The organism is Aurantimonas coralicida DSM 14790 (assembly GCF_000421645.1).
GTDB lineage: Bacteria > Pseudomonadota > Alphaproteobacteria > Rhizobiales > Rhizobiaceae > Aurantimonas > Aurantimonas coralicida.
Genome location: NZ_ATXK01000002.1, coordinates 273,044 through 294,218, shown reverse-complemented (window position 1 = coordinate 294,218; position 21,175 = coordinate 273,044). Strand labels below are relative to the sequence as shown.

At 68.0% G+C, this 21,175-nt stretch carries 23 protein-coding genes; 12 read left to right on the top strand and 11 right to left on the bottom strand.

All coding sequences use genetic code 11. The features are described from left to right. Positions 1–10: 10 nt before the first annotated feature. The 6 genes from pcaC to pobA are packed head-to-tail and all read left to right on the top strand — an operon-like array spanning position 11 to position 4,598. Complete coding sequence (gene pcaC / locus H536_RS0105965; RefSeq protein WP_024349597.1) at positions 11–418, top strand: 4-carboxymuconolactone decarboxylase; 408 nt, start codon at positions 11–13, stop codon at positions 416–418. Further along, complete coding sequence (gene pcaH / locus H536_RS0105960; protein WP_009210950.1) at positions 415–1,137, top strand: protocatechuate 3,4-dioxygenase subunit beta; 723 nt, start codon at positions 415–417, stop codon at positions 1,135–1,137. Before pcaC ends, pcaH begins: the two co-directional genes overlap by 4 nt. After that, the gene (gene pcaG / locus H536_RS0105955; RefSeq protein WP_024349596.1) at positions 1,137–1,763 is read left to right on the top strand and encodes a protocatechuate 3,4-dioxygenase subunit alpha; all 627 of its coding nucleotides are present in this window, start codon (positions 1,137–1,139) and stop codon (positions 1,761–1,763) included. The genes pcaH and pcaG overlap by 1 nt, the downstream gene beginning before the upstream one ends. A 17-nt stretch (positions 1,764–1,780) precedes the next feature. Continuing rightward, the gene (locus H536_RS0105950; RefSeq protein ID WP_024349595.1) at positions 1,781–2,638 is read left to right on the top strand and encodes a CoA transferase subunit A; all 858 of its coding nucleotides are present in this window, start codon (positions 1,781–1,783) and stop codon (positions 2,636–2,638) included. Continuing rightward, positions 2,638–3,420, top strand: a complete 783-nt coding sequence (locus H536_RS0105945; RefSeq protein ID WP_024349594.1) for a CoA-transferase subunit beta — start codon at positions 2,638–2,640, stop codon at positions 3,418–3,420. The genes H536_RS0105950 and H536_RS0105945 overlap by 1 nt, the downstream gene beginning before the upstream one ends. Further along, the gene (pobA, locus tag H536_RS0105940; protein ID WP_024349593.1) at positions 3,417–4,598 is read left to right on the top strand and encodes a 4-hydroxybenzoate 3-monooxygenase; all 1,182 of its coding nucleotides are present in this window, start codon (positions 3,417–3,419) and stop codon (positions 4,596–4,598) included. The genes H536_RS0105945 and pobA overlap by 4 nt, the downstream gene beginning before the upstream one ends. Positions 4,599–4,613: 15 nt before the next feature. Here the strand turns inward: pobA and trhO are convergent, their stop codons facing one another. Then, on the bottom strand, positions 4,614–5,501 hold the full coding sequence (gene trhO / locus H536_RS0105935; protein WP_024349592.1) for an oxygen-dependent tRNA uridine(34) hydroxylase TrhO: 888 nt from the start codon (positions 5,499–5,501) through the stop codon (positions 4,614–4,616). Positions 5,502–5,676: 175 nt separating this feature from the next. Here trhO and H536_RS0105930 point away from each other — a divergent pair, with 175 nt between their 5' ends. The 3 genes from H536_RS0105930 (at position 5,677) to H536_RS22395 (ending at position 9,392) form a co-directional block, all read left to right on the top strand. Next, complete coding sequence (locus tag H536_RS0105930; protein ID WP_029702813.1) at positions 5,677–7,059, top strand: hypothetical protein; 1,383 nt, start codon at positions 5,677–5,679, stop codon at positions 7,057–7,059. Between the two features lie 190 nt (positions 7,060–7,249). Beyond that, positions 7,250–8,782, top strand: a complete 1,533-nt coding sequence (locus H536_RS0105925) for a YifB family Mg chelatase-like AAA ATPase (protein WP_024349590.1) — start codon at positions 7,250–7,252, stop codon at positions 8,780–8,782. A 7-nt stretch (positions 8,783–8,789) separates the two neighbouring features. Beyond that, on the top strand, positions 8,790–9,392 hold the full coding sequence (locus tag H536_RS22395) for a class I SAM-dependent methyltransferase (RefSeq protein WP_024349589.1): 603 nt from the start codon (positions 8,790–8,792) through the stop codon (positions 9,390–9,392). 313 nt (positions 9,393–9,705) lie between these two features. Here the strand turns inward: H536_RS22395 and pheT are convergent, their stop codons facing one another. The 5 genes from pheT to rpmI all read right to left on the bottom strand — a co-directional run bounded on the left by pheT (position 9,706) and on the right by rpmI (position 14,641). Next, entirely contained in the window at positions 9,706–12,120 is a 2,415-nt protein-coding gene (gene pheT / locus H536_RS0105915; RefSeq protein WP_024349588.1) for a phenylalanine--tRNA ligase subunit beta, read from the bottom strand. Positions 12,121–12,240: 120 nt separating this feature from the next. Beyond that, positions 12,241–12,654 (bottom strand): hypothetical protein, encoded by a 414-nt coding sequence (locus tag H536_RS0105910; protein WP_024349587.1) that lies wholly within the window; start codon positions 12,652–12,654, stop codon positions 12,241–12,243. Positions 12,655–12,739: 85 nt separating this feature from the next. Beyond that, positions 12,740–13,825 carry a phenylalanine--tRNA ligase subunit alpha gene (gene pheS / locus H536_RS0105905; RefSeq protein ID WP_024349586.1) on the bottom strand — a complete coding sequence of 362 codons (1,086 nt, stop codon included), beginning with the start codon at positions 13,823–13,825 and terminating at the stop codon, positions 12,740–12,742. A gap of 157 nt (positions 13,826–13,982) precedes the next feature. Further along, positions 13,983–14,402, bottom strand: coding sequence for a 50S ribosomal protein L20 (rplT, locus tag H536_RS0105900; protein ID WP_009210961.1), 420 nt, complete (start codon positions 14,400–14,402; stop codon positions 13,983–13,985). A gap of 38 nt (positions 14,403–14,440) precedes the next feature. After that, complete coding sequence (rpmI, locus tag H536_RS0105895; protein ID WP_009210962.1) at positions 14,441–14,641, bottom strand: 50S ribosomal protein L35; 201 nt, start codon at positions 14,639–14,641, stop codon at positions 14,441–14,443. 262 nt (positions 14,642–14,903) lie between these two features. Between rpmI and H536_RS0105890 the strand changes: the two genes are divergently transcribed. Beyond that, complete coding sequence (locus tag H536_RS0105890; protein WP_155898401.1) at positions 14,904–15,890, top strand: hypothetical protein; 987 nt, start codon at positions 14,904–14,906, stop codon at positions 15,888–15,890. 113 nt (positions 15,891–16,003) lie between these two features. Here H536_RS0105890 and infC read toward each other — a convergent pair whose 3' ends face one another. After that, positions 16,004–16,543, bottom strand: coding sequence for a translation initiation factor IF-3 (gene infC / locus H536_RS0105885; RefSeq protein WP_024349584.1), 540 nt, complete (start codon positions 16,541–16,543; stop codon positions 16,004–16,006). A 238-nt stretch (positions 16,544–16,781) separates the two neighbouring features. Between infC and H536_RS0105880 the strand changes: the two genes are divergently transcribed. Together H536_RS0105880 and H536_RS0105875 are read left to right on the top strand one after the other, a co-directional pair. Continuing rightward, positions 16,782–17,582 carry an alpha/beta fold hydrolase gene (locus H536_RS0105880; RefSeq protein WP_024349583.1) on the top strand — a complete coding sequence of 267 codons (801 nt, stop codon included), beginning with the start codon at positions 16,782–16,784 and terminating at the stop codon, positions 17,580–17,582. Between the two features lie 351 nt (positions 17,583–17,933). Continuing rightward, entirely contained in the window at positions 17,934–18,500 is a 567-nt protein-coding gene (locus H536_RS0105875) for a transglutaminase-like cysteine peptidase (protein WP_244495366.1), read from the top strand. Positions 18,501–18,557: 57 nt separating this feature from the next. On the opposite strand, the gene yacG is transcribed toward H536_RS0105875, so the two are convergent. The 4 genes from yacG to murA all read right to left on the bottom strand — a co-directional run bounded on the left by yacG (position 18,558) and on the right by murA (position 21,136). Continuing rightward, positions 18,558–18,761 carry a DNA gyrase inhibitor YacG gene (gene yacG, locus H536_RS0105870; RefSeq protein WP_024349581.1) on the bottom strand — a complete coding sequence of 68 codons (204 nt, stop codon included), beginning with the start codon at positions 18,759–18,761 and terminating at the stop codon, positions 18,558–18,560. Next, the gene (locus H536_RS0105865; protein ID WP_029702811.1) at positions 18,758–19,408 is read right to left on the bottom strand and encodes a Maf-like protein; all 651 of its coding nucleotides are present in this window, start codon (positions 19,406–19,408) and stop codon (positions 18,758–18,760) included. Before H536_RS0105865 ends, yacG begins: the two co-directional genes overlap by 4 nt. Before the next feature lie 12 nt (positions 19,409–19,420). Beyond that, positions 19,421–19,639 carry a translation initiation factor IF-1 gene (infA, locus tag H536_RS0105860; protein ID WP_024349579.1) on the bottom strand — a complete coding sequence of 73 codons (219 nt, stop codon included), beginning with the start codon at positions 19,637–19,639 and terminating at the stop codon, positions 19,421–19,423. Positions 19,640–19,843: 204 nt separating this feature from the next. Further along, a complete protein-coding gene (murA, locus tag H536_RS0105850) occupies positions 19,844–21,136 on the bottom strand; it encodes a UDP-N-acetylglucosamine 1-carboxyvinyltransferase (protein WP_024349578.1) in 1,293 nt (430 codons plus the stop codon). Positions 21,137–21,175 lie beyond the last annotated feature (39 nt).

Here is a 21,175-nt window from a genome sequence, read left to right as displayed (position 1 = left end):
GGGAGGAACCATGCAGCAGGACCCCAGCGAGCGCTACCAGGCGGGCATGACGGTGCGCCGTGCCGTGCTCGGCGACGCCCATGTCGATCGCGCCCAGCGCCAGAGCGACGGGTTCGACGCCCCCTTCCAGAGCTTCATCACCGAGGGCGCCTGGGGCACCGTCTGGTCGCGGCCGCATTTCACCCATCGCGAACGCTCCATCGTCACCATCGCGCTGCTGGCCGCGCTCGGCCAGGACGACGAGGTCGCCATGCATGTGCGCGCCACGGCCAATACCGGCGCGACCCGCGAGGACGTCCTGGAAGCGCTGCTGCACGTCGCCGTCTATGCCGGCGTGCCGGCCGCCAACCACGCCATCAAGATCGCCAAGTCGGTCTATGCCGAGATCGACAAGGCCGCGGAGGCAGGCCCCGCATGAGCGGCGGATCCTTCTTCCAGCGCGACCGCAACTGGCACCCGGCCGCCTATACGCCCGGCTACAAGACGAGCGTGACGCGCTCGCCGCAGAAGGCGCCGATCTCGCTCGACAACACCGTCTCGGAGATGACCGGCCCGGTCTTCGGCCATGATCTGATCGGCGAGACCGACAACGACCTGCTGCGCAATTTCGCCCATGGCGGCGAGCCGATCGGCCAGCGCATCATCGTCCATGGCCGGGTGCTCGACGAGACCGGCAGGGGCGTTCCCGGCGCGCTGCTGGAATTCTGGCAGGCCAATGCCGGCGGGCGCTACCGGCACAAGAAGGAAACCTATCTGGCACCGCTCGATCCGAATTTCGGCGGCTGCGGACGCACCCTCACCGATGCCGACGGCAGCTACCGCCTGCGTACCATCAAGCCCGGCGCCTATCCCTGGCCGAACGGCGTCAATGACTGGCGGCCGGCCCATATCCATTTCTCGGTCTTCGGCCACGGCTTTGCCCAGCGGCTGATCACCCAGATGTATTTCGAGGGCGACCCGCTGATCTGGCGCTGCCCGATCGTCGCCACGATCCCCGACCGGGCCGCGGTCGAACGGCTGATCGCGCCGCTCGACATGAACAATGCCGTGCCGATGGACAGCCGCGCCTATCGCTTCGACATCGTCCTGCGCGGGCGCCGGTCGACCCTTTTCGAGAACCGGACGGAGGGCAATTGATGGTCCAGCCGCTTCCCTATCTGAAGGAATCGCCGTCGCAGACCGCCGGACCTTACGTCCATATCGGCTGCACGCCGAACTACAGCGGCATCGAGGGCGTCTATGCCGAGGATCTCGGCGCCCGCATGGTCGATGCGCAGACGCAAGGCGAGCGCATCCGCATCGTCGGCCGCGTCTTCGACGGCGTCGGCACCGCGCTGAAGGACGCCCTGGTCGAAATCTGGCAGGCCGATGCGCAAGGGCTCTATCCCGGCCCGTCCGAGACCCGCGGTACCGCCGATCCGCATTTTTCCGGCTTCGGCCGCTCGCCCGGCGACATGACCACCGGCGAGTTCGTCTTCGAGACGATCAAGCCGGGCCCGGTCCCGTTCAAGGACGGCCGCCCCCAGGCGCCGCATGTGACGGTCTGGATCGTGGCGCGCGGCATCAATCTCGGGCTTCACACCCGCATGTATTTCGGCGACGAGGAGACAGCCAACGCGGCCGATCCGGTGCTGGCGCGCATCGAGCACCGTGCGCGGGTCCAGACGCTGATCGCGCCGCGCACGCAGGAGGGCGACGTGCCGACCTACCGGTTCGACATCCACCTGCAGGGCGAGAACGAGACGATCTTCTTCGACATCTGACGGCTGCAAAGAGATCCATGGCACAGTTCAAGACACTGAAAGACGCCGTCGCCGACAATCTGCGGCCCGGCGACATCGCGGCCTTCGAGGGCTTCACCCATCTCATTCCCCATGCGGCCGCCCACGAGGTGATCCGCCAGGGGATCGGCGAGCTGACCCTCGTGCGGCTGACGCCCGACCTCGTCTACGACCAGCTCGTCGGCTGCGGCCTCGTGAAGAAGATGATCTTCTCCTATCTCGGCAATCCCGGCGTCGGCCTCCTGCGGCGCGTGCGCGACGCAGTGGAGAACGGCGTGCCGCAGCCGCTGGAACTGGAGGAACACTCCCACGCCGCCCTCGCCAATGCCTATGAGGCGGGCGCCGCCGGCCTGCCGATGGCGGTGTTCCGCGGCTACAAGGGCGCCGGGCTGAAGGCGGTCAATGCGAACATCCGCTCGGTCACCTGCCCCTTCACCGGCGAGGAACTGGCTGCCGTTCCGGCGATCCGGCCGGACGTCACCTTCATCCATGCCCAGAAGGCCGACCGGAAGGGCAATGTCCTGATCGAGGGCATTCTCGGCGTCCAGAAGGAGGCGGTGCTGGCGGCCAGGCGCGCCGTCATCACCGTGGAGGAGATCGTCGACGATTTCGACGACGCCCATCCGAACCTGACCATCCTGCCGCACTGGACGATCAGCGCGATTGCCCATGTGCCCGGCGGCGCCCATCCGTCCTATGCGCGGGGCTATTACGGCCGGGACAATGCGGCCTATGTCGAATGGGACGAGATCGCCGCCGACATGGACCGGTTCAGGGCCTGGATCGACACCCATGTCATGCAGGCCGGGCCGGAGGATTTCGCCGGCCGCGTCGAGACGCTGAAGGGGAAGATGTGATGGCGAACGCGGACTTCACGCCCGACGAGATGATGACCATCGCCGCCGCGCGGGCGCTGTCGAACGACGACGTCTGCTTCGTCGGCATCGGCGCGCCCTCGGCCGCCTGCAACGTCGCCCGGCTCACCCATGCGCCGGACATTACGCTGATCTACGAGAGCGGCACCATCGCCACGGCGCCGAGCGTCCTGCCCCTGTCCATCGGCGACGGCGAACTCTGCGAGACCGCGCTCACCACCGTCTCGGTGCCGGAGATGTTCCGCTACTGGCTGCAGGGCGGCCGCATCTCCATCGGCTTCCTCGGCGCGGCGCAGCTCGATCCCTTCGGCAACATCAACACCACGGTGATCGGCGACTACGCCCATCCGAAGACCCGCTTGCCCGGCGGCGGCGGCGCGCCGGAGATCGCCTCGTCCTGCGGCGAGGTGTTCATCACCATGAAGCAGACCAAGCGCGGCATGGTGAAGGCGATCGACTTCTTCACCTCCTTCGGTCACGGCAAGGGCGGCTCGGACCGCCAGGATCTCGGCATCACCACCAAGGGACCGACGCTGCTGGTCACCGACATGGCGGTCTGGCGGCCGAACCCGCAGACCAAGGAATTCGAGGTCAATTCCATCCATCCGGGTGCCTCGCGCGAGGCGATCGCGGCAAGCTGCGACTGGGACGTGGTCTATGCGGCCGATGTCGGCGAGACGCTGCCGCCGACCGAACTGGAGCTCTCCACCCTGCGAGCCATCAAGGCTCGCACCGCGGCCGCACATCGGCGGAACGCCGCGTGACGACGACCCGCACCCGCGTCGCCATCATTGGCGGTGGCCCCGCCGGCCTGCTGCTCGCACTCATCCTGCACCGCGCCGGGATCGAAAGCGTCGTCCTGGAGCGCAAGAGCCGCGACTACGTCCTTTCGCGCATCCGCGCCGGCGTCCTCGAACAGGGCACCACCGATCTCCTGCGCACCGTCGGCCTCGGCGCGCGGATGGACCGCGAGGGCCTCGTCCATGACGGCTTCGACATCGCCTGGCGCGGCGAGATGCTGCATGTCGACCTGCGCGAACTGACCGGCGGCAAGACCGTCACGGTCTATGGCCAGACCGAGGTGACCCACGATCTCTACGACGCCCTCGACGCGGCCGGCGTGCCAGTCATCCACGAGGTCGAGGACGTCGCGCCGCAGGACATCACTGGCAGCGCGCCCTTCGTCACCTACCGCACGCGCGACGGCGAACAGCGGCTGGAATGCGACTTCATCGCCGGCTGCGACGGCTTCCACGGCGTCTGCCGGCAGGCGATCCCAGCATCCAGCATCGAGACCTTCGAGCGGGTCTATCCCTTCGCCTGGCTCGGTGTCCTGTCCCGCACGCCGCCGATCCAGGAGGAGCTGATCTACGCCAATCACAGCCGCGGCTTCGCGCTGTGCTCGCTGCGCAATCCGCAGCTCTCGCGCTACTACATCCAGTGCGACGCCGACGACGACGTCGCCAACTGGCCGGACGAACGCTTCTTCGACGAACTGCAGGCGCGGCTGCCTTCCGCGGTCGCCGGCAATCTGGTGCGCGGGCCGTCGATCGAGAAGTCGCTGGCGCCGCTCCGCTCCTTCGTTGCCGAGCCGATGCGCTACGGCCGGATGTTCCTTGCCGGCGACGCCGCCCATATCGTGCCGCCGACCGGCGCGAAGGGGCTCAACCTGGCGGTCTCCGACATCCACTATTTGTCGCGCGCCCTGATCGCCAATTATCTCGACAAGGACGACGGCCTTCTCGAAGCCTATTCGGAGACCGCGCTGGCGCGGGTGTGGAAGGCCGAGCGCTTCTCCTGGTGGTTCACCTCCATGATCCACCGCTTCGAGGAGCACGGCGCCTTTTCGCAGCGGATCCAGGAGGCGGAATTCGACTATCTGGCCGATTCCGAGGCAGCGCAGAGATCGCTCGCCGAGAATTATGTGGGGCTGCCCTTCTGACGGACGGCGGGCCGCTCAGTCGCGTCCCGCCTCCCGCATGATCTGGCGCTGGCGCTCGCGCAGCGACGCGGCCTTCTCCTCGGTCAGCCTGTCGATGCAATGGGCGCAGGAGACCCCCTCCTCGAAGGCCGGGTCAGCGCGCTCTTCCGGCGACAGCGGCTGGCCGCAGCCATAACAGGCGGTCCAGTCCGTCCGGGCCAGCCCGTGGCCGACGGCGACGCGGCCGTCGAAGACGTAGCAGTCGCCCTCCCAGCGGCTGTCTTCCTGCGGCACGTCCTCGAGATATTGCAGGATGCCGCCCTTGAGGTGGAAGACGCTCTCGAACCCCTTGGACAGCATGTAGGCCGAGGCCTTCTCGCAGCGGATGCCGCCGGTGCAGAACATCGCCACCTTGCGGTGTTCGGCCGGATCGAGCGCGGTCTCCACATAGGCCTTGAAGTCAGTGAAGCTGTCGATCGCCGGATCCACCGCCCCGGCAAAGCCGCCGACCTTGGTCTCGTAGCGGTTGCGGGTGTCGAGGACGAGCACCTCCGGATCGTCGATCAGGGCGTTCCAGTCGGAAGGGGCGACATAGGTGCCGACGCGCCGGGAGGGATCGGCCTCGGGCGCCCGCATGGTGATGATCTCGGGCCGGATGCGCACCTTGGTGCGGGCGAAAGGCCAGTCCTCGGCCGCCGAGAATTTCAACTCGCCGCGACCGATGCCGCAGCGCCGGTCGAGATGCGCGACCATCGTCGCCACGCCGTCCCGCGGGCCCGCCAGCGTGCCGTTGATCCCCTCCGGGGCAATGAGGATCGTGCCGCGCGTGCCGGTGTCGGCGCACAAGGCGGCAAGCTCGGCCTTCAGCGCGGGAAGGTCGTCGAGCGTGACAAAACGATAGAAGGTGGCGACGGTCAGGGGCATGGCGCGTCATACCGCCGGTCTGCCCGCCTGACAAACCCCCGCGCCCTGCGCCGCTCACCGATCCCCAGGCGACGATCCGGTGCAAATCTCGCCGGCGAGACGTGACGCGCCGCCCGGGAATGCTAAGACAGAGAGAGTTTCCCGCCGCCTTGTCCCTCCGCGGAGTTCGCAAGCGTTGATCGACCGTCTCATCGGTGTCGTTCTGATCGTCACGGGCGTCGCCATCCTTCTGCGCGAATGGGTGGGCAGCGCGGGCGCCGGGCTGGTCGCGGCCGGTGGCATCCTCGTCTTCCTGGTCCTCGCCACGCCGCGGGCGCCCTGGTCGCGCCAAGCCTTCGTGGCGCTCGGCCTCGGCCTCGTCGCCATCGCCCTCTTCACCCGTGCCGACTGGCTCGCCATCACGGTGAAGGGGCTCGAACAGGGCGGCTTCATCGCGGCCTTCTTCATCGCGCTCGCCTCGCTACGCGGCCCCGCCGCCGCCTCGCCGGCCATCGAGCGATGCGGGCAGTATCTCGCCAGCCAGCCGCCCGGCAAACGCTATCTGGCGCTGACCACCGGCGGCCATCTCTTCGCGCTGATCCTCAGCTACGGCGCGATCTCGCTTTTAGGCGGGCTGACCGAAAGCATCGCCAGCCGCGAGCCCAACGCCGAAATCCGCGAGATCCGCAACCGGCGCATGCTGCTGGCGATCCAGCGCGGCTTCGTCGCCTCGCTCACCTGGTCGCCGCTGGCCTTCGCCATGGCGATCTCCACCTCGGTCATTCCCGGCTCGTCATGGAGCGGGGCCGCCGTCTTCGCGATCTTCAACGCGGCTCTCGTCACCTTCATCGGCTGGGCGCTGGACACCTACTTCAAGCCGAAGCTGACCCAGCCGGCACCGGCACGGCGCGACCCGATCGGCGGCTGGCGCGACCTGAAGCCGCTTCTGGCGCTGCTCGTCCTGCTCTTTTCGGGCGTTGCGGTGCTGGAGCTCCTGACCGGGCTGCGGGTGATTGCCGTGGTGATGCTGCTGGTGCCGACCATCGCCATCGGCTGGATCGTCATCCAGTCCCGCGGCGAGACCGGAACGGCGGCGCGCACCGCCACGCGGCTGAAGCGGCTCGCCCTCATCGACATCCCCTCCTTCCAGTCCGAGCTGATCCTTCTGGTCATGGCCGGCTTTATCGGCGCCACCGGCGGCGAGTTGCTGCAGCCGCTGATCGCCGATCAGGCCCTGGCGCTGGACGCCATCCCGGTCTCGGTGATCCTCGTCGCCATCGTCTGGATCATCCCGCTGCTCGGCCAGCTCGGCATGAACCCGATCCTGTCGGTGTCGCTGCTGGCGCCCCTGCTGCCGTCGGCGGCCGCCATGGGCGTGTCGCCGAATGTCGTGGTCGTCGCGCTGACCGCCGGCTGGGCGCTCACCGGCGCCTCCTCGCCCTTCACGGCGACGACGCTGCTGATCGGCCGCCTCGGCCATACCAGCGCCTTCCGCGTCGGGGTGGTCTGGAACGGCGGCTTCATGGTGGCCGGCCTGCTGGCCCTGTCGGCTACAATCTTCCTGATAGCCCAGCTTTGAGCCGCGCGCGGCGTGCGACATCTGCTTGACGCGTTAACGACGGCTTAACCATCGAGTCGTCGCTGGACCGCGACTCACTCTGGCGCCGATTTGTTTCTGTCCTGTTCTTGTTTCATTCCGATTTCCATGCTTACCTAACGTCGCTTTCCGGCAAATGGGTGAGCCGGAGTTCATCACGAGGGGTGGTGGCATGGTATCGCGGGTCAAGACGGTGGCGTTTCAGGGCATCGAGGCGATTCCCGTCGACGTGCAGGTGATGGTGGCGCCGGGCAAGGTCGGCATCCAGATCGTCGGCCTGCCGGACAAGGCGGTGGCCGAAAGCCGCGAGCGCGTCCAGGCCGCCCTGCATGCCTCCGGCCTGTCGATGCCGCCGAAGAAGGTGACCGTCAATCTCGCCCCCGCCGACCTGCCCAAGGAGGGCAGCCATTACGACCTGCCGATCGCCCTCGGCCTGATGGCGGCACTCGGCGCGATCCCGTCCGATGCGCTGGCCGGCTATGTCGTCTTGGGCGAACTTTCCCTCGACGGCATGACCACCGCGGTCGCCGGGGCACTGCCGGCGGCAATGGGCGCCAACGCCATCGGCCTCGGCCTGATCTGCCCGGCCGAGAGCGGGGCGGAGGCGGCCTGGGCGAGCCAGGACATGGACATCGTCGCCGCCCGCAGCCTGATCCAGATCGCCAACCATTTCCGCGGCACGCAGATCATCGCCCGGCCGGAGCCGGCCATCCGGGCCGCGCCGTCCGACCTGCCGGACCTTGCCGAGATCAAGGGCCAGATCGTCGCCAAGCGGGCGCTGGAGATCAGCGCAGCGGGCGGCCACAACCTCTTGATGGTCGGCCCGCCCGGCTCGGGCAAGTCGATGCTGGCGCAGCGCCTGCCATCGATCCTGCCGGCGCTGACACCGCGTGAATTGCTCGAAGTCTCGATGATCGCCTCGATCGCCGGGGAATTGTCCGGCGGCAAGCTGTCGGATCGCCGGCCGTTCCGGGCGCCGCATCATTCGGCCTCGATGGCGGCGATGGTCGGCGGGGGCCTGCGGGCGCGACCCGGCGAGGTCTCGCTCGCCCATCGCGGCATCCTGTTCCTCGACGAGTTCCCCGAATTCTCGCCGGTCGTGCTGGATTCCCTGCGCCAGCCGCTGGAGGCCGGCGAAAGCGTCATCGCCCGGGCCAATCACCGGGTCACCTACCCGGCCAAGATGCAGCTCGTCGCCGCGATGAATCCCTGCCGGTGCGGCATGGCCGGCGAGCCCGGCCGCAGCTGTGCCCGCGGCCCGCGCTGCGCCGCCGACTACCAGGCCCGCATCTCCGGCCCGCTGATGGACCGGATCGACATCCGCGTCGATGTGCCGGCGGTCACGGCCGCCGATCTGATCAGGCCGCAGCCGGCGGAATCCTCAGCCGACGTCATGGCGCGCGTCGCTGCCGCCCACGCCCTGCAGACGGAGCGTTACGAGAGCCTCGGCCTGCCCGGCTCGACCCGCAATTCCCATTGTCCGGCCGCCCTGATCGAAAGCGTCGCCGAGCCCGACCGGGAGGGCCGGACACTGCTGCAGGAGGCGGCCGAGCAGATGCGCTTCTCCGCCCGCGCCTATCACCGCATCCTCAAGGTCGCGCGTACCCTCGCCGATCTCGACGGCGACGACATGGTCCGGCGCATCCATCTGGCCGAAGCGATCTCCTACCGCATGGCCGGCGAGCGGCTGGCCGCCGCGGCGTGACGGCAAGATGAGCGCGGAGCTTCACCCCGCCGTTGCGGGCTACGACCTCATCGCCGACCGCTTCGAGGCCGCGCGCCGGCTGAAGCCCTGGGAGCCGCCCTTCTACGTGCAACTGGCGGCGGCGCTGCCGTCCGGGGCGCGGCTCCTGGATTGCGGCTGCGGCACCGGTCACGCGGGGCTGGCGCATCTCGTGGAGGCCGGGATCTCGATCACCGCGCTGGACGGCTCGGCCGCCATGCTGGCGCATTTCCAGCGGGCCTACCCGCAGGTGCGGACCATCCTGTGCGACATGCGGGCCTATCTCCCGGCCGTGTCCTTCGATGCAATCATCGCCTGGGACAGCTTCTTCCATCTGGACCATGGCGACCAGACGGCGATGCTGGGCCGCTTCGCCGCCTGGCTGCGCCCCGGCGGCTGGCTGCTGTTCACCAGCGGGCCGTCCCATTCGAGCGTTCGCGATACGATGTTCGACGTGCCCTTCGCCTACGCCAGCTACAGCGACACCGGCTACCGGGTGCTCCTGGCAGAGGCCGGCTTCACCGTGCGCATGGCCGTCTTCGACGAGCCGCAGGGTGCCATCCACAAGGTCTGGATGGCACAGAAGAATTGACGCAGTCCGAGGTTTGTTCGCGCAGGGCCATTGGCACCCGCGAGGCGGCCGCAACACCACAGCCGCGGCCACAAAGCCGCCACGCCATCAGGCGGCCCCACTTACCCGCCCGCACAGTGGCGGACGGCACGCGCTTCTGTTCCGGGACGATGTGCCCCCCTCGACAGGCTACCCGCTCCATCAACGCGCGTCATCCTCGGGTTCAACCCGAGGACCCATGCCTCAGCGCCGATGCGGCCCGCTCCGCAGCAGAACCACACGCCACCATTAGGCAGCAACGCGCGCCGAGTACGCCCGCCGGATGCCCGGGCCGTTACGCCCGCAGCGTGCCGCCGGTGGCCTTCTCGACCTGGGCGACGATCTTGGCGGACACCGCCTCCAGATCCTCTTCGGTCAGGGTCCGCTCGACCGGATTGAGGGTGACTTCCAGCGCCACCGACTTGCGGTTCTCGCCGAGCGCCGCGCCGGTGAAGACGTCGAAGACGCGAACCTCCCCGACCAGCTTGCGGTCGGCGCCCTCGGCGGCGCGCACCAGCTTCAGCGCGTCCACGTCGCTATCGACGACGAAGGCGAAGTCGCGGCGCACCGGCTGGAAGGCCGACAGGGCCAGCACCGGCTTGGTGCGGGTCGCCTTGCGCTTGGGCGTCGGGATCGCATCGAGGAACACCTCGAAGCCGCAATGCGGTCCCGATGCGTCCAGGGTTTTCAGCGTCTTGGGGTGGAATTCACCGAACTCCGCCAACACCACCTTGGGCCCCAGCTTGATCCGGCCGGAGCGGCCCGGATGGTACCAGTCGCTCGCCGGCGCCTCGATCATCAGCCGGTCGACCGGCGCGCCGGCCGCCTCCAGCGCCGCGAGGGCGTCGGCCTTGGCGTCGTACACCGAGACGGCGGAGGCATTGCCGTTCCACGACCGGCCGCCGCCGGACATGATGGCGGTGCCGCGGCGCAGGCCGCCGGCGACGCGCAACTGGCCGTCCGGCTCGTCCGAGCGGTAGATCGCCGCCACCTCGAACAGCGCCGTATCGCCATGGCCGCGGGCGGCGTTGCGCGCCGCCGCCGCGATCAGGCCCGGCAGCAGCGAGGGCCGCATGTCCGACATGTCGGCCGAAATCGGGTTTTCCAGCTTCAGCGCGGCCGCGCCGCCGCCGAAGGCCGCCGCATGGCTCTCGGCGATGAAGCTGTAGCTCACCGTCTCCACCATGCCGCGGGCGGCCAGCGCCCGGCGCGCGGCGCGATCGCGGATTTGCGGCACGGTGAGGATACGTCCGCCGACGGCGCCCGCCGAAGGCAGCGGCTGTGGCGCGATGGTGTCGACGCCGACGAGGCGCATGACTTCCTCGACGAGATCGGCCTTGCCGTCGATATCCGGCCGCCAGCTCGGGCTGACGACGCTGGCGGTCTCGCCGTCCGGCGACACGGCAAAGCCGAGGCTCTCCAGAATGGCGACCTGCCGGTCGCGCTCCACCTGGATGCCGGTCAGGCGCTCGGTCTCGGTGAAGGGCAGGACGATGGGCGCCGGAGCCGGCGTGGTGCTCTCCACAACCACGCGGCGCGACGGCGTGCCGCCGCATAGATCGAGGACGAGATGCGTCGCCAGATCGAGGCCCGGCTCCATGAAGTCGGGATCGACGCCGCGCTCGAAGCGGTAGCGGGCATCGGTGATGATACCGAGGCTGCGGCCGGTGCGGGCGATGGCGCGCGGGTCCCACAACGCCGATTCGATCAGGACGTCGGTCGTCGCCGCATCGCAGCCCGAATGCTCGCCGCCCATGATACCGGCGATGGATTCGACGCCGTTGTCGTCGGCGATGACGCACATGCCGGCCGACAGGGTGTAGGTCCGTTCGTCGAGGGCCAGCACCTCCTCGCCGTCGCGGGCATCGCGCACGACGAGGCCGCCGGCGACCTTGGCGGCATCGAAGACGTGCAGCGGCCGGCCGCGGTCGAAGGTGACGTAATTGGTGATGTCGACGAGCGCGTTGATCGGGCGCAGGCCGATCGCCTTCAGCCGCTTCTGCATCCATTCCGGCGAGGCGCCATTGGCGACGCCCGACACCTTGCGCAGGGCAAAGCCGGTGCAGGTCGCGCTCTCCACCGACAGGGCGACGGGGCAGTCGCCCTCGCCCTCGATGCGCTCGGGCGCGGCGGTCTTCAGCCTGCCCATGCCCGAGGCGGCGAGATCGCGGGCGATGCCGGCCACACCGGTGGCGTCGGGCCGGTTCGGCGTCAGGTTGATCTCGATGACCGGGTCGGCGAGGTCCGCGTAATCGGCAAAGCGCGTGCCCACCGGCGCGTCCGCGGCGAGATCGATGATGCCGTCATGGCTGTCGGAGAGTTCCAGCTCGCGCTCCGAGCACATCATGCCGTGGGATTCGACACCCCGGATGCGGCCGATCGACAGGGTCGTGTCGATGCCCGGCACATAGGTGCCCGGCATCGCCAGAACGCCGACCATCCCGGCCCGCGCGTTGGGGGCGCCGCAGACCACCTGCAGCGGCTTGCCGTCATTGACCTCGGGGCCGGCGTCGACGCTCAGCACCTGCAGCTTGTCGGCGTCCGGGTGGCGCTCGGCGCTCAGCACCCGCGCGATGCGGAAGGGCGCGAAGACGGCGCGGTCGTCCACCGCCTCGACCTCGAGGCCGATCATGGTCAGGCGTTCGCAGATCTCGGCCAGCGAGGCGTCGGTGTCGAGATGGTCCTTGAGCCAGGAAAGCGTGAATTTCATCGGTTCGGTTCAGTCTCGTTGCGGACGGGCCGATCGGCCGTGGGAAATGCGCCGGATGGCTGCGGGGCCGCGGCGCGCGTGTCTTCGCCGGGGCGCCCGCGGGCGCTCCGGCCACGGGGCTCAGAAATCGTCGCGCCGCTTCGGCCCGGCGATGTCGTCGGCGACGCCCTGCGCCAGCGCCGTGGCATGGACGAAGCGATAGGTCAGCAGGGCGACGATGGCAAAGACGACGTAGAGGACGAGCAGCGTGCCCCAGGGCAGCAGCGAATCGAAGCCGAAGCGGTCGAGGATCGCCGGCAGGCCGACGCCGGTGAAGAACGAGGCCAGCGCCGCCGGGGTCTGGGACATGGAGCGGTAGTAGAAGGCGAAAAGGCCGACCGTCACCAGCGCCACGACGATGCGGCCGGGCGAGGCCAGCAGCGCGAAGAAGCTGGTGTCGGCAAACAGCCAGCTGGCGAAATCGAGCGCCAGAAGGCCGATGACCGCGCCGGCCACGACGGCAATCACTTCGAGGACGGTCATGCGTGCCGACATGGCGAAGGCTCCTGCTTGCGGGTGGACAGTCAACTCGGAACGACGCGCCGCAGGTCCGAAAAGGACACGGCGGCGGTCATCAATGTCACGTCGATAGGCCGCCGAACAGGGTCGGCATGTCGAGCGGGCGGAAGCCGTAATGCTCCAGCCAGCGCACGTCGGAATCGAAGAAGGCGCGCAGATCCGGCATGCCGTATTTCAGCATGGCGATGCGGTCGATACCCATGCCCCAGGCAAAGCCCTGATACTCGTCCGGGTCGAGCCCGCCATGGCGCAGCACGTTCGGATGCACCATGCCGCAGCCCAGGATCTCCATCCAGTCCGAGCCCTCGCCGAAGCGCACCTCGCCCGGGTTCGACCGGTCGCACTGGATGTCGACCTCGAGGCTCGGCTCGGTGAAGGGGAAGTAGGACGGCCGGAACCGCATGTTCAGCGACGGCACCTCGAAGAACGCCTTGCAGAACTCCTCCAGCACCCATTTCATGTTCGCCACATTGGCGGTCTTGTCGATGACGAGACCCTCGACCTGGTGGAACATCGGCGAATGGGTCGCGTCGGAATCCTGCCGGTAGGTGCGGCCGGGAATGACGATGCGCAGCGGCGGCTTCGTCGTTTCCATGGTGCGGATCTGCACCGGCGAGGTGTGGGTGCGCAGCACCTTGCGCTCGCCAGCGGCGTCCGGCTTCAGGAAGAAGGTGTCGTGCATCTCGCGGGCCGGATGGCCCTCGGGAAAGTTCAGCGCCGTAAAATTGTAGTGGTCGGTCTCGATGTCCGGCCCTTCGGCGATGGCAAAGCCCATATCGGCGAAGATCGCGGTGATCTCGTCGATGACCTGGCTGATCGGGTGAATGCGGCCGCGGGCGGCGGGGCTGGGGCGCACCGGCAGGGTCACGTCGACCCGCTCGGCGGCGAGGCGCACGGCGATCGCGGCGTCGGCGAGTTCCTCGCGGCGGGCGTTGATCAGCGCCTGGGCGCGATCGCGCAGGCCGTTCAGCTTCGGGCCTTCGACGCGGCGCTCGTCGGGGCTCATCTTGCCGAGACCCTTCAGGAGCTCGGAGATGCGGCCCTTCTTGCCGAGCTCGGCGACGCGGATCGCCTCGAGCTGCGCCTCGTCGGCGGCGGCCGCGACCTGTTCGGAGAGATGGGCTTCCAGTGCCTGAAGATCGCTCATCCGTTGCTCCCATACTGCTTGCGAAAGCCGGACGACCGTGCGCCGAAGGTCCCCGCGCGACACGCGCCCGGACCGCGGCCCGATCGGACCCGCCGACATGAAAAGGCCCGCGCGGCAGTGCGGCGCGGGCCCGTAAGCGTCAAGAGTTGCGCTGGCCTCAGGCCGCGCGCGTCTCGCCAACGGCGCGCTCGTAGGCACCGTCAAATTCGCTTTCCTTGAGATAGGCAAGCGCCGACTTGGCCTGCTCGCACAGCGCACCGAATGCCTCGGGCTCGTGGATGGCGATGTCGGACAGGACCTTGCGGTCGACCTCGATGCCGGCCTTGTTCAGGCCGTCGATGAAGCGGCCATAGGTCATGCCATGCTCGCGGACGGCGGCGTTGATGCGCTGGATCCACAAGGCGCGGAAATTCCGCTTCTTCACCCGGCGATCGCGGGTCGCATACTGCTTCGACCGGTCGACGGCGGCCTTGGCGGCGCGGATAGTGTTCTTGCGGCGACCGTAGAAACCGGCGGCCTGCTTCAGAATCTTCTTGTGCTTGGCGTGGGACGTAACGCCCCGTTTCACTCGTGCCATGATCTAAACTCCTGAATTCTCTAAAAAGCCCGGGCCGCTTAGCGGTTGTAGGGCATGTAGATCTTGACGATCCGCTCGTCGGGCTTGGACAGGATCATCGTGCCGCGCGCATCGCGCAGGAAGTCGTTGGAGCGTTTGATCATGCCGTGGCGCTTGCCGGCGGCGCCTGCCTTGACGCGGCCATTGGCCGTCATCCGGAAGCGCTTCTTGGCGCTGGCCTTGGTCTTCATCTTGGGCATTTTGCTCTCCTTGGTGAGGATCGCGACAATCCGCGGGCAATCGGAACTCCCGATTGCCGGGTCGCCTCTGTGACGATGTCGCGACAGCATTGAGAACCGCCACGGCATGCCCTGCCGGCCGGTTCGCATCTGAACGTCGCGCTTATAGGCAAATCCACGTCGCCGCGCAAGACGCCGCAACGGGGTTCCCCACAGCCCCGGATCCGCCCCGCAACCGACCGGGACAGCCGGCGGGCCGCCCGCCTCTCCCTACGGAATATTCTTGACTCCGGCTATTTCCTCACTGAGTTACTTGCCAGATCCCGGACACGATGGAATCATCCGGTGGGCATGGAAATGGACGGCAATGACCCTCATACGGTTTCCGCACGGTATCGACACGCTGCGCAAACAACTCCCATGTGCCGCTTTCAGCCGGGAAAACTGGGCCGGGGTCACACAGGCCATCGACGCGATGTTCGCCGGCGCGCGGACGACGCTCCTTCGGGTGGCGACCCAATGCACCGAGCGCCTCGAACTCGCCCTGCCGTTCGGCGGGCAACAGGCCGTCTTCCGCTTTGGTGAAACCGGCCCGCCTCCCGGCACGCCGAAACTCATTGCGGGCGCGGTGTTCGACAGCCGCCAGATCGAACCTTTCGGAATGCCCCGATCACAGGTCCCATGGGCGACCGGACTGGTCCTCCACCACGGCGCGCCATGGACCTGGCTCCTCCTCGTCGAAAGCCCCGACACCCCGACAGAACGCAATGCGACGGCCATCCACACGCTGCTGCGCCGCAATGCCGACGATCTGCGGCGCACCTTCCTGGTGTCCCACTGCCTCGGCACCCCGGACGAGCCGGACCGGGAGACGATCGAGGCAAGCTGGGACCCGCTGCCCTTCGGGATCGCGCTCCTGTCCGACCGCCGCACCATCCTTGCCGCCAACACGGCCGCGGAGGACATGATCTCGACGCGCCGCTTCTTCGTGCCGCCCGGTGACACCGATACCCTGCGCCCCGCGACAATGCGGGATCGACGCCAGCTCTACCGCGCGGTCGAACGCGTCGTCGGCGGCGACAGCGACAGCGAGGCCCTCGGCCTTCACGGCCTGCGCCACGGCGCGCCATTGCCGATTACGCTTCTGCCCTGCGGCCACGGCAACGGGCTCGAACCGTGCGGGGCACCGCCGCCAAGCCGTCTCGACCGGCTGATCGCCGTCATCGGCAAGAGCCAGCACGATCTGAGCGCCGGCTGCTGTGGCGGCTGAGGCGCACGGCACGCGTCGACGACATACGGGCCGGATTCCTGACGGCGCAAAGAAAAAGCCGGCTCCCCCGAGGGATGCCGGCTTTCTGCATGTCTACCGATCGACGATCGATCTCAGCCGCGCGGGGCGAGAACCATCATCATCTGCCGGCCTTCGAGCTTGGGCTCGGCCTCGACCTTGGCGATCTCGCCGGTCTCTTCGCGAACCCGGTTGAGCAGACGCATGCCCAGTTCCTGGTGCGCCATTTCGCGACCCCGGAAGCGCAGGGTGACCTTCACCTTGTCGCCCTCGTCGAAGAAGCGGCGGACCGACTTCATCTTGGTCTCGTAATCGTGCTCGTCGATGTTCGGCCGCATCTTGATCTCTTTGACCTCGATGGTCTTCTGGCGCCTGCGCGCCTCGGCCGACTTCTTCTGGGTCTCGTATTTCAGCTTGCCCAGGTCGAGAATCTTGCAGACAGGCGGGTTGGCCGTCGGCACGATCTCGACGAGATCGAGGCCGGCTTCCTCAGCCATGGCAAGCGCTTCAGAGGTCGCGGTCGGGCCGCGGTTTTCACCGTCGGCGTCGATCAACTGGACCTGAGGAACGCGAATATCCTTGTTGGAACGCGGTCCCGTGTTCTGGGTCGGTGGTGCACGGAATGGTCTGCGAATGGTCGTTGACTCCTGTTGTTGACGACGCAAGACGGCTCTGGGACAACACGCGGCGTCGGATCGGGTTCCTCGAACGAACGGCGGAACCGATCAACGATCACCCACGATGCGGGTCCTTCAGTGGGGCGTATATAGCATCGGCGGGGCCAATTGGCACGCCCCGCGGGTCGAGAAAATGCGCCGGGGGCCCCAAACGGGCGCGTCGGGCGCCGTAGAGTCACCAGAACGGATCATCTTCATGCGCGCCGAACCCTCTGCCGACACGCCCCGGACCCTGACCGTCGGCACGGACGCGCGGCGCATCGCCTACCGCACCCAGGCCGGCGCGGGGCCCACCCTCGTCTGGCTCGGCGGCTACCGTTCCGACATGCGCGGCACGAAGGCAGAGTATCTCGCCGAACTGGCGCAGCGCGAGGGTCTCGGCTTCTGCCGGCTCGACTATTCCGGCCATGGCGAATCCGGCGGTCGCTTCGAGGACGGCACGATCAGCCGCTGGGTCGAGGACGCGAAGGCGGTGATCGACGCCGCGGTCGACGGGCCGGCCATCCTCGTCGGCTCGTCCATGGGGGCATGGGTCGCCCTGCGGCTGACGCAGATGGCGCGAGCGGCCGGCGACCGCAAACGGATCGCCGGGTTGCTGCTGCTGGCCCCGGCCCCCGACTTCACCGAGAAGCTGATGATGCCGAAGCTCGACGCCGCCCAGCGCGAGGCGCTGGCGCGCGACGGTGTGCTGACCAAGCCGTCCGACTATTCACCCGAGCCCGACCTCTACACCCGCGCCCTGTTCGAGGACGGCCGGGACAATCTCGTGATGACCGACCTGATCGAGACGGGCTGCCCGGTGACCATCATCCAGGGCATGGCCGACAAGGACGTGCCGTTCTCCCATGCGATGGAGCTGGTCACCCACCTACCCTTCTCCGGAACGATCATGACGCTGGTCAAGGACGGCGATCACCGCCTGTCCCGGCCGCAGGATCTGGCGCTGATCGGCCGCGCGGTGTCCGATCTCGTGACCGCATTCCGCGACGGCGCGTAAAGGTTCCACCGATTCTGCACCCGCGAAGGCGTTCGCCTCCCGGCTGTTGTGAATTTGTCACAAAGCCAGCGGCCGGATCGAGAAACTCCCATGGTTTCCGTCGATTAGCCTGCTACGGGTCGCACCCAAATGCCTGTTCGTGCTGTCGTTTCCATGCGGAAACCGGCCGCAGCTTGTGCGTGGCTGGAAAATGATGCGCCGCAGCAACGCCGGTCGCGTTGACAGTTTTCCGCATCCCCAACACCATCAAGACCAGAGAGGGTTGTTCGTCCGAGCGGGGTACGGATGGGGTCTATACGCGCAATTGGCGCCACGATACTGCTTTGCCTGACAGTACAGACCGGATCGGTCATGGCGGAAGCACGCGGGCCGTTCATGGTGGTCGGGGTCACCACGACGCCGCCGGTCGGACACCGGCTGTTCTGCCATACCCATCCCGACGAATGCCGACCCGCCAGCGACCGTGTGGCCGGCCAGACCGTCGAGCCGGTCAAGCTGACCCCCGAGCTGATCAGCGCCGTGGCCGAGACCAATGCCGAGATCAACCGCCGCATCACCGCCAAGTCGGATCACGAGCTCTACGGTGTCGAAGAGCGCTGGACCTATCCCCCGGAGAGCAACGAGGGCGACTGCGAGGACTACGCCCTGTTGAAGCGCAAGATCCTGCACGAGCGCACGGGGATCGATCTGGGCAATCTGCTCCTCACCGTCGTGCGCAAGCGCGATGGCGAAGGCCACGCCATCCTGACGCTCAGGACCCAGCGCGGCGAGTTCATCCTCGACAATCTCGATCGCCGGGTCGTGGCCTGGCGGGACACGCCCTACCGCTTCCTGAAGCGCCAGAGCGTTGCCGATCCCGGCCGCTGGAACCGCGTCGAGGACGGCAATGCCGTGCTGGTGGGATCGGTCAAGGACTAGGGATCGCCGGCCCGTTCCGTCCGGCTTCGGCCATCGTCACGGCGACGCGCGCCGCCGTCAGTTCTCTTCGCCGGTATCCGGCGCCGAGGGCTCTTCCTCGGTCCCTGGGATCACGTAGCTGCCGCTCAGCCAGCGATTGAGGTCGATCGCCTTGCAGCGCGGCGAGCAGAACGGATAGCTCGCCCGATCAGACGGATTGCCGCATTCGGGGCATTGCCGCTTGGGACGAAGCGGCGTCACCTTCGCACCGATCGCGTTCATGCCGTTTCCGTCTGGCCCGCTGCGGCCTTCCACCGGTTGTGGATGTCGTAGCCTTCGCCGGCGAGCAGCGCGAGCGTCTCGTAGAGCGGCAGGCCGACGACGCTGGTGTAGGAGCCGATCAGGCGCACCACGAAGCTGCCGGCCAGACCCTGGATGGCATAGCCACCGGCCTTGCCGCGCCATTCATCCGAGGCGATGTAGCAATCGATGTCCTCGCGCGACAGCCGCTTGAAGCGGACGCGCGTCTCGATCAGGCGCTGGCGCAGCGAGCCGCTCGGGCCGACCAGCGCAACGCCGGTATAGACGCGGTGCGTGCGTCCCGACAGCGTGCGCAGATTGGCGATCGCGTCGTCGGCCAGTTCGGCCTTGGGCATGATCTGCCGGCCCACCGACACCACCGTGTCGGCCGCCAGGACGAAGCGCGGACCGGGCACGTCGAGCTCGCGCAGGGCGCGCACGGCCAGTTCGGCCTTCGCCTTGGCCAGGCGCTTGGCCAGCGAACGCGGATGCTCGTTGCGCAGCGGCGACTCGTCCATATCGGCCGGCAGCAGGCGGTCCGGCTCGATACCGGCCTGCGCAAGCAGCTCCAGCCGCCGGGGCGAACCCGAGGCGAGAACGAGCACGGGGCGCGCCGCTTTGGTACTCATGCCCTTGCCGACTTACTTGAAGCGGTAGGTGATGCGACCCTTGGTCAGGTCGTAGGGCGTCATCTCGACGAGCACCTTGTCGCCGGTCAGGACGCGAATGCGGTTCTTGCGCATACGGCCCGCCGTATGGGCGATGATCTCGTGCTCGTTCTCGAGTTTGATCCGGAACGTCGCGTTGGGTAACAGCTCTGTCACCGTGCCCGGAAACTCGAGAACTTCTTCTTTTGCCATATGATGTCGTGCCTTGATCGTGTGTGAGGGCGCGAAGCGTCAGGCTTCGCGACGAGACGAACCGCCGCACTGACGCGGCGACGGAATGGGGATCGGTGCCTTAGATCGGGGCAAACGCGAAAAAAAGCAATATGCGCCGGTCGAGGACGGCCGCCAAGGGGACCGCCGACGGCGTCGGATCGACCCTCGCCCGGCCCCCGATCCTCAACCGGCCGAGACGCGTTCGATGTCGGCGCCGCAGGCGCTCAGCTTTTCTTCCAGCCGCTCGAAGCCGCGATCCAGATGATAGACGCGGTTGATCGTCGTCTCGCCCTCGGCGACGAGGCCGGCGATCACCAGCGACACGGAGGCGCGCAGATCTGTCGCCATGACCGGTGCGCCGACGAGGCGGTTGACGCCCTCGATCGTCGCGACCTGCCCGGACAAGGTGATCCGGGCGCCGAGCCGGACCAGTTCCTGCACATGCATGAAGCGGTTCTCGAAGATCGTCTCGGTGATGTGCGAGGTGCCCTCGGCGCGGGTCATCAGCGCCATCATCTGCGCCTGCAGATCGGTCGGGAAGCCCGGATAGGGGTCGGTGACGACGTCGACCGGCGCGATGCCGCCGCCATTGCGATAGACCCGGATGCCGTCCTCAACCGGATCGACGGTGACGCCGGCGCCCTTCAGGCTGCCGAGCGCGGTCTGCAGGAGCTGGGCATTGGTGCCGGTCAGGGTCACGTCGCCGCCGGTCATCGCCACGGCCATGGCATAGGTGCCGGTCTCGATGCGGTCCGGCAGCACCCGGTGGCGGGCGCCCGACAGGGCCGGCACGCCCTCGATGGTGATGGTGCCGGTGCCGGCGCCCTCGATCCTGGCGCCCATGGCCGAGAGGCAGGTGGCGAGGTCGACGACTTCCGGCTCGCGCGCGGCGTTTTCCAGAACCGTCTGACCCTTGGCGAGCGTCGCGGCCATCAACAGGACGTGGGTCGCGCCGACCGAGACCTTCGGGAAGACATAGCGCGCGCCGACAAGGCCGCCCTTGGCCTCGGCCACGGCATAGCCGGCATCGATGTCGATGGTGGCGCCGAGCGCCCGCAGGCCGTCGATGAACAGGTCGACCGGCCGTGTGCCGATGGCGCAGCCGCCCGGCAGCGAGACCTTGGCCTTGTGCATGCGCGCCAGAAGCGGGCCGATGACCCAGAAGCTTGCCCGCATCTTGGAGACGAGTTCGTAGGGCGCGGTGGTGTCGACGATGTTGCGCGCGTCGAAATGGATGGTGCGGCCGAGACCCGGCTGCTGCCGGAAGCGCTTGCCGATCACCGAATAATCGACGCCGTGATTGCCGAGAATGCGGATCAGCTGCTCGACATCGGCGAGATGCGGCACGTTTTCCAGCGTCAGCGTGTCGTCGGTGAGCAGCGACGCGATCATCAGCGGCAACGCCGCGTTCTTGGCGCCCGAGATGGGTATCGTCCCGTTGAGCTCGTTGCCGCCGCGAATGCGAATGCGATCCATGATGTCCGGCCTTGCCTGCTATCGTCCCGAAGGCGGGTC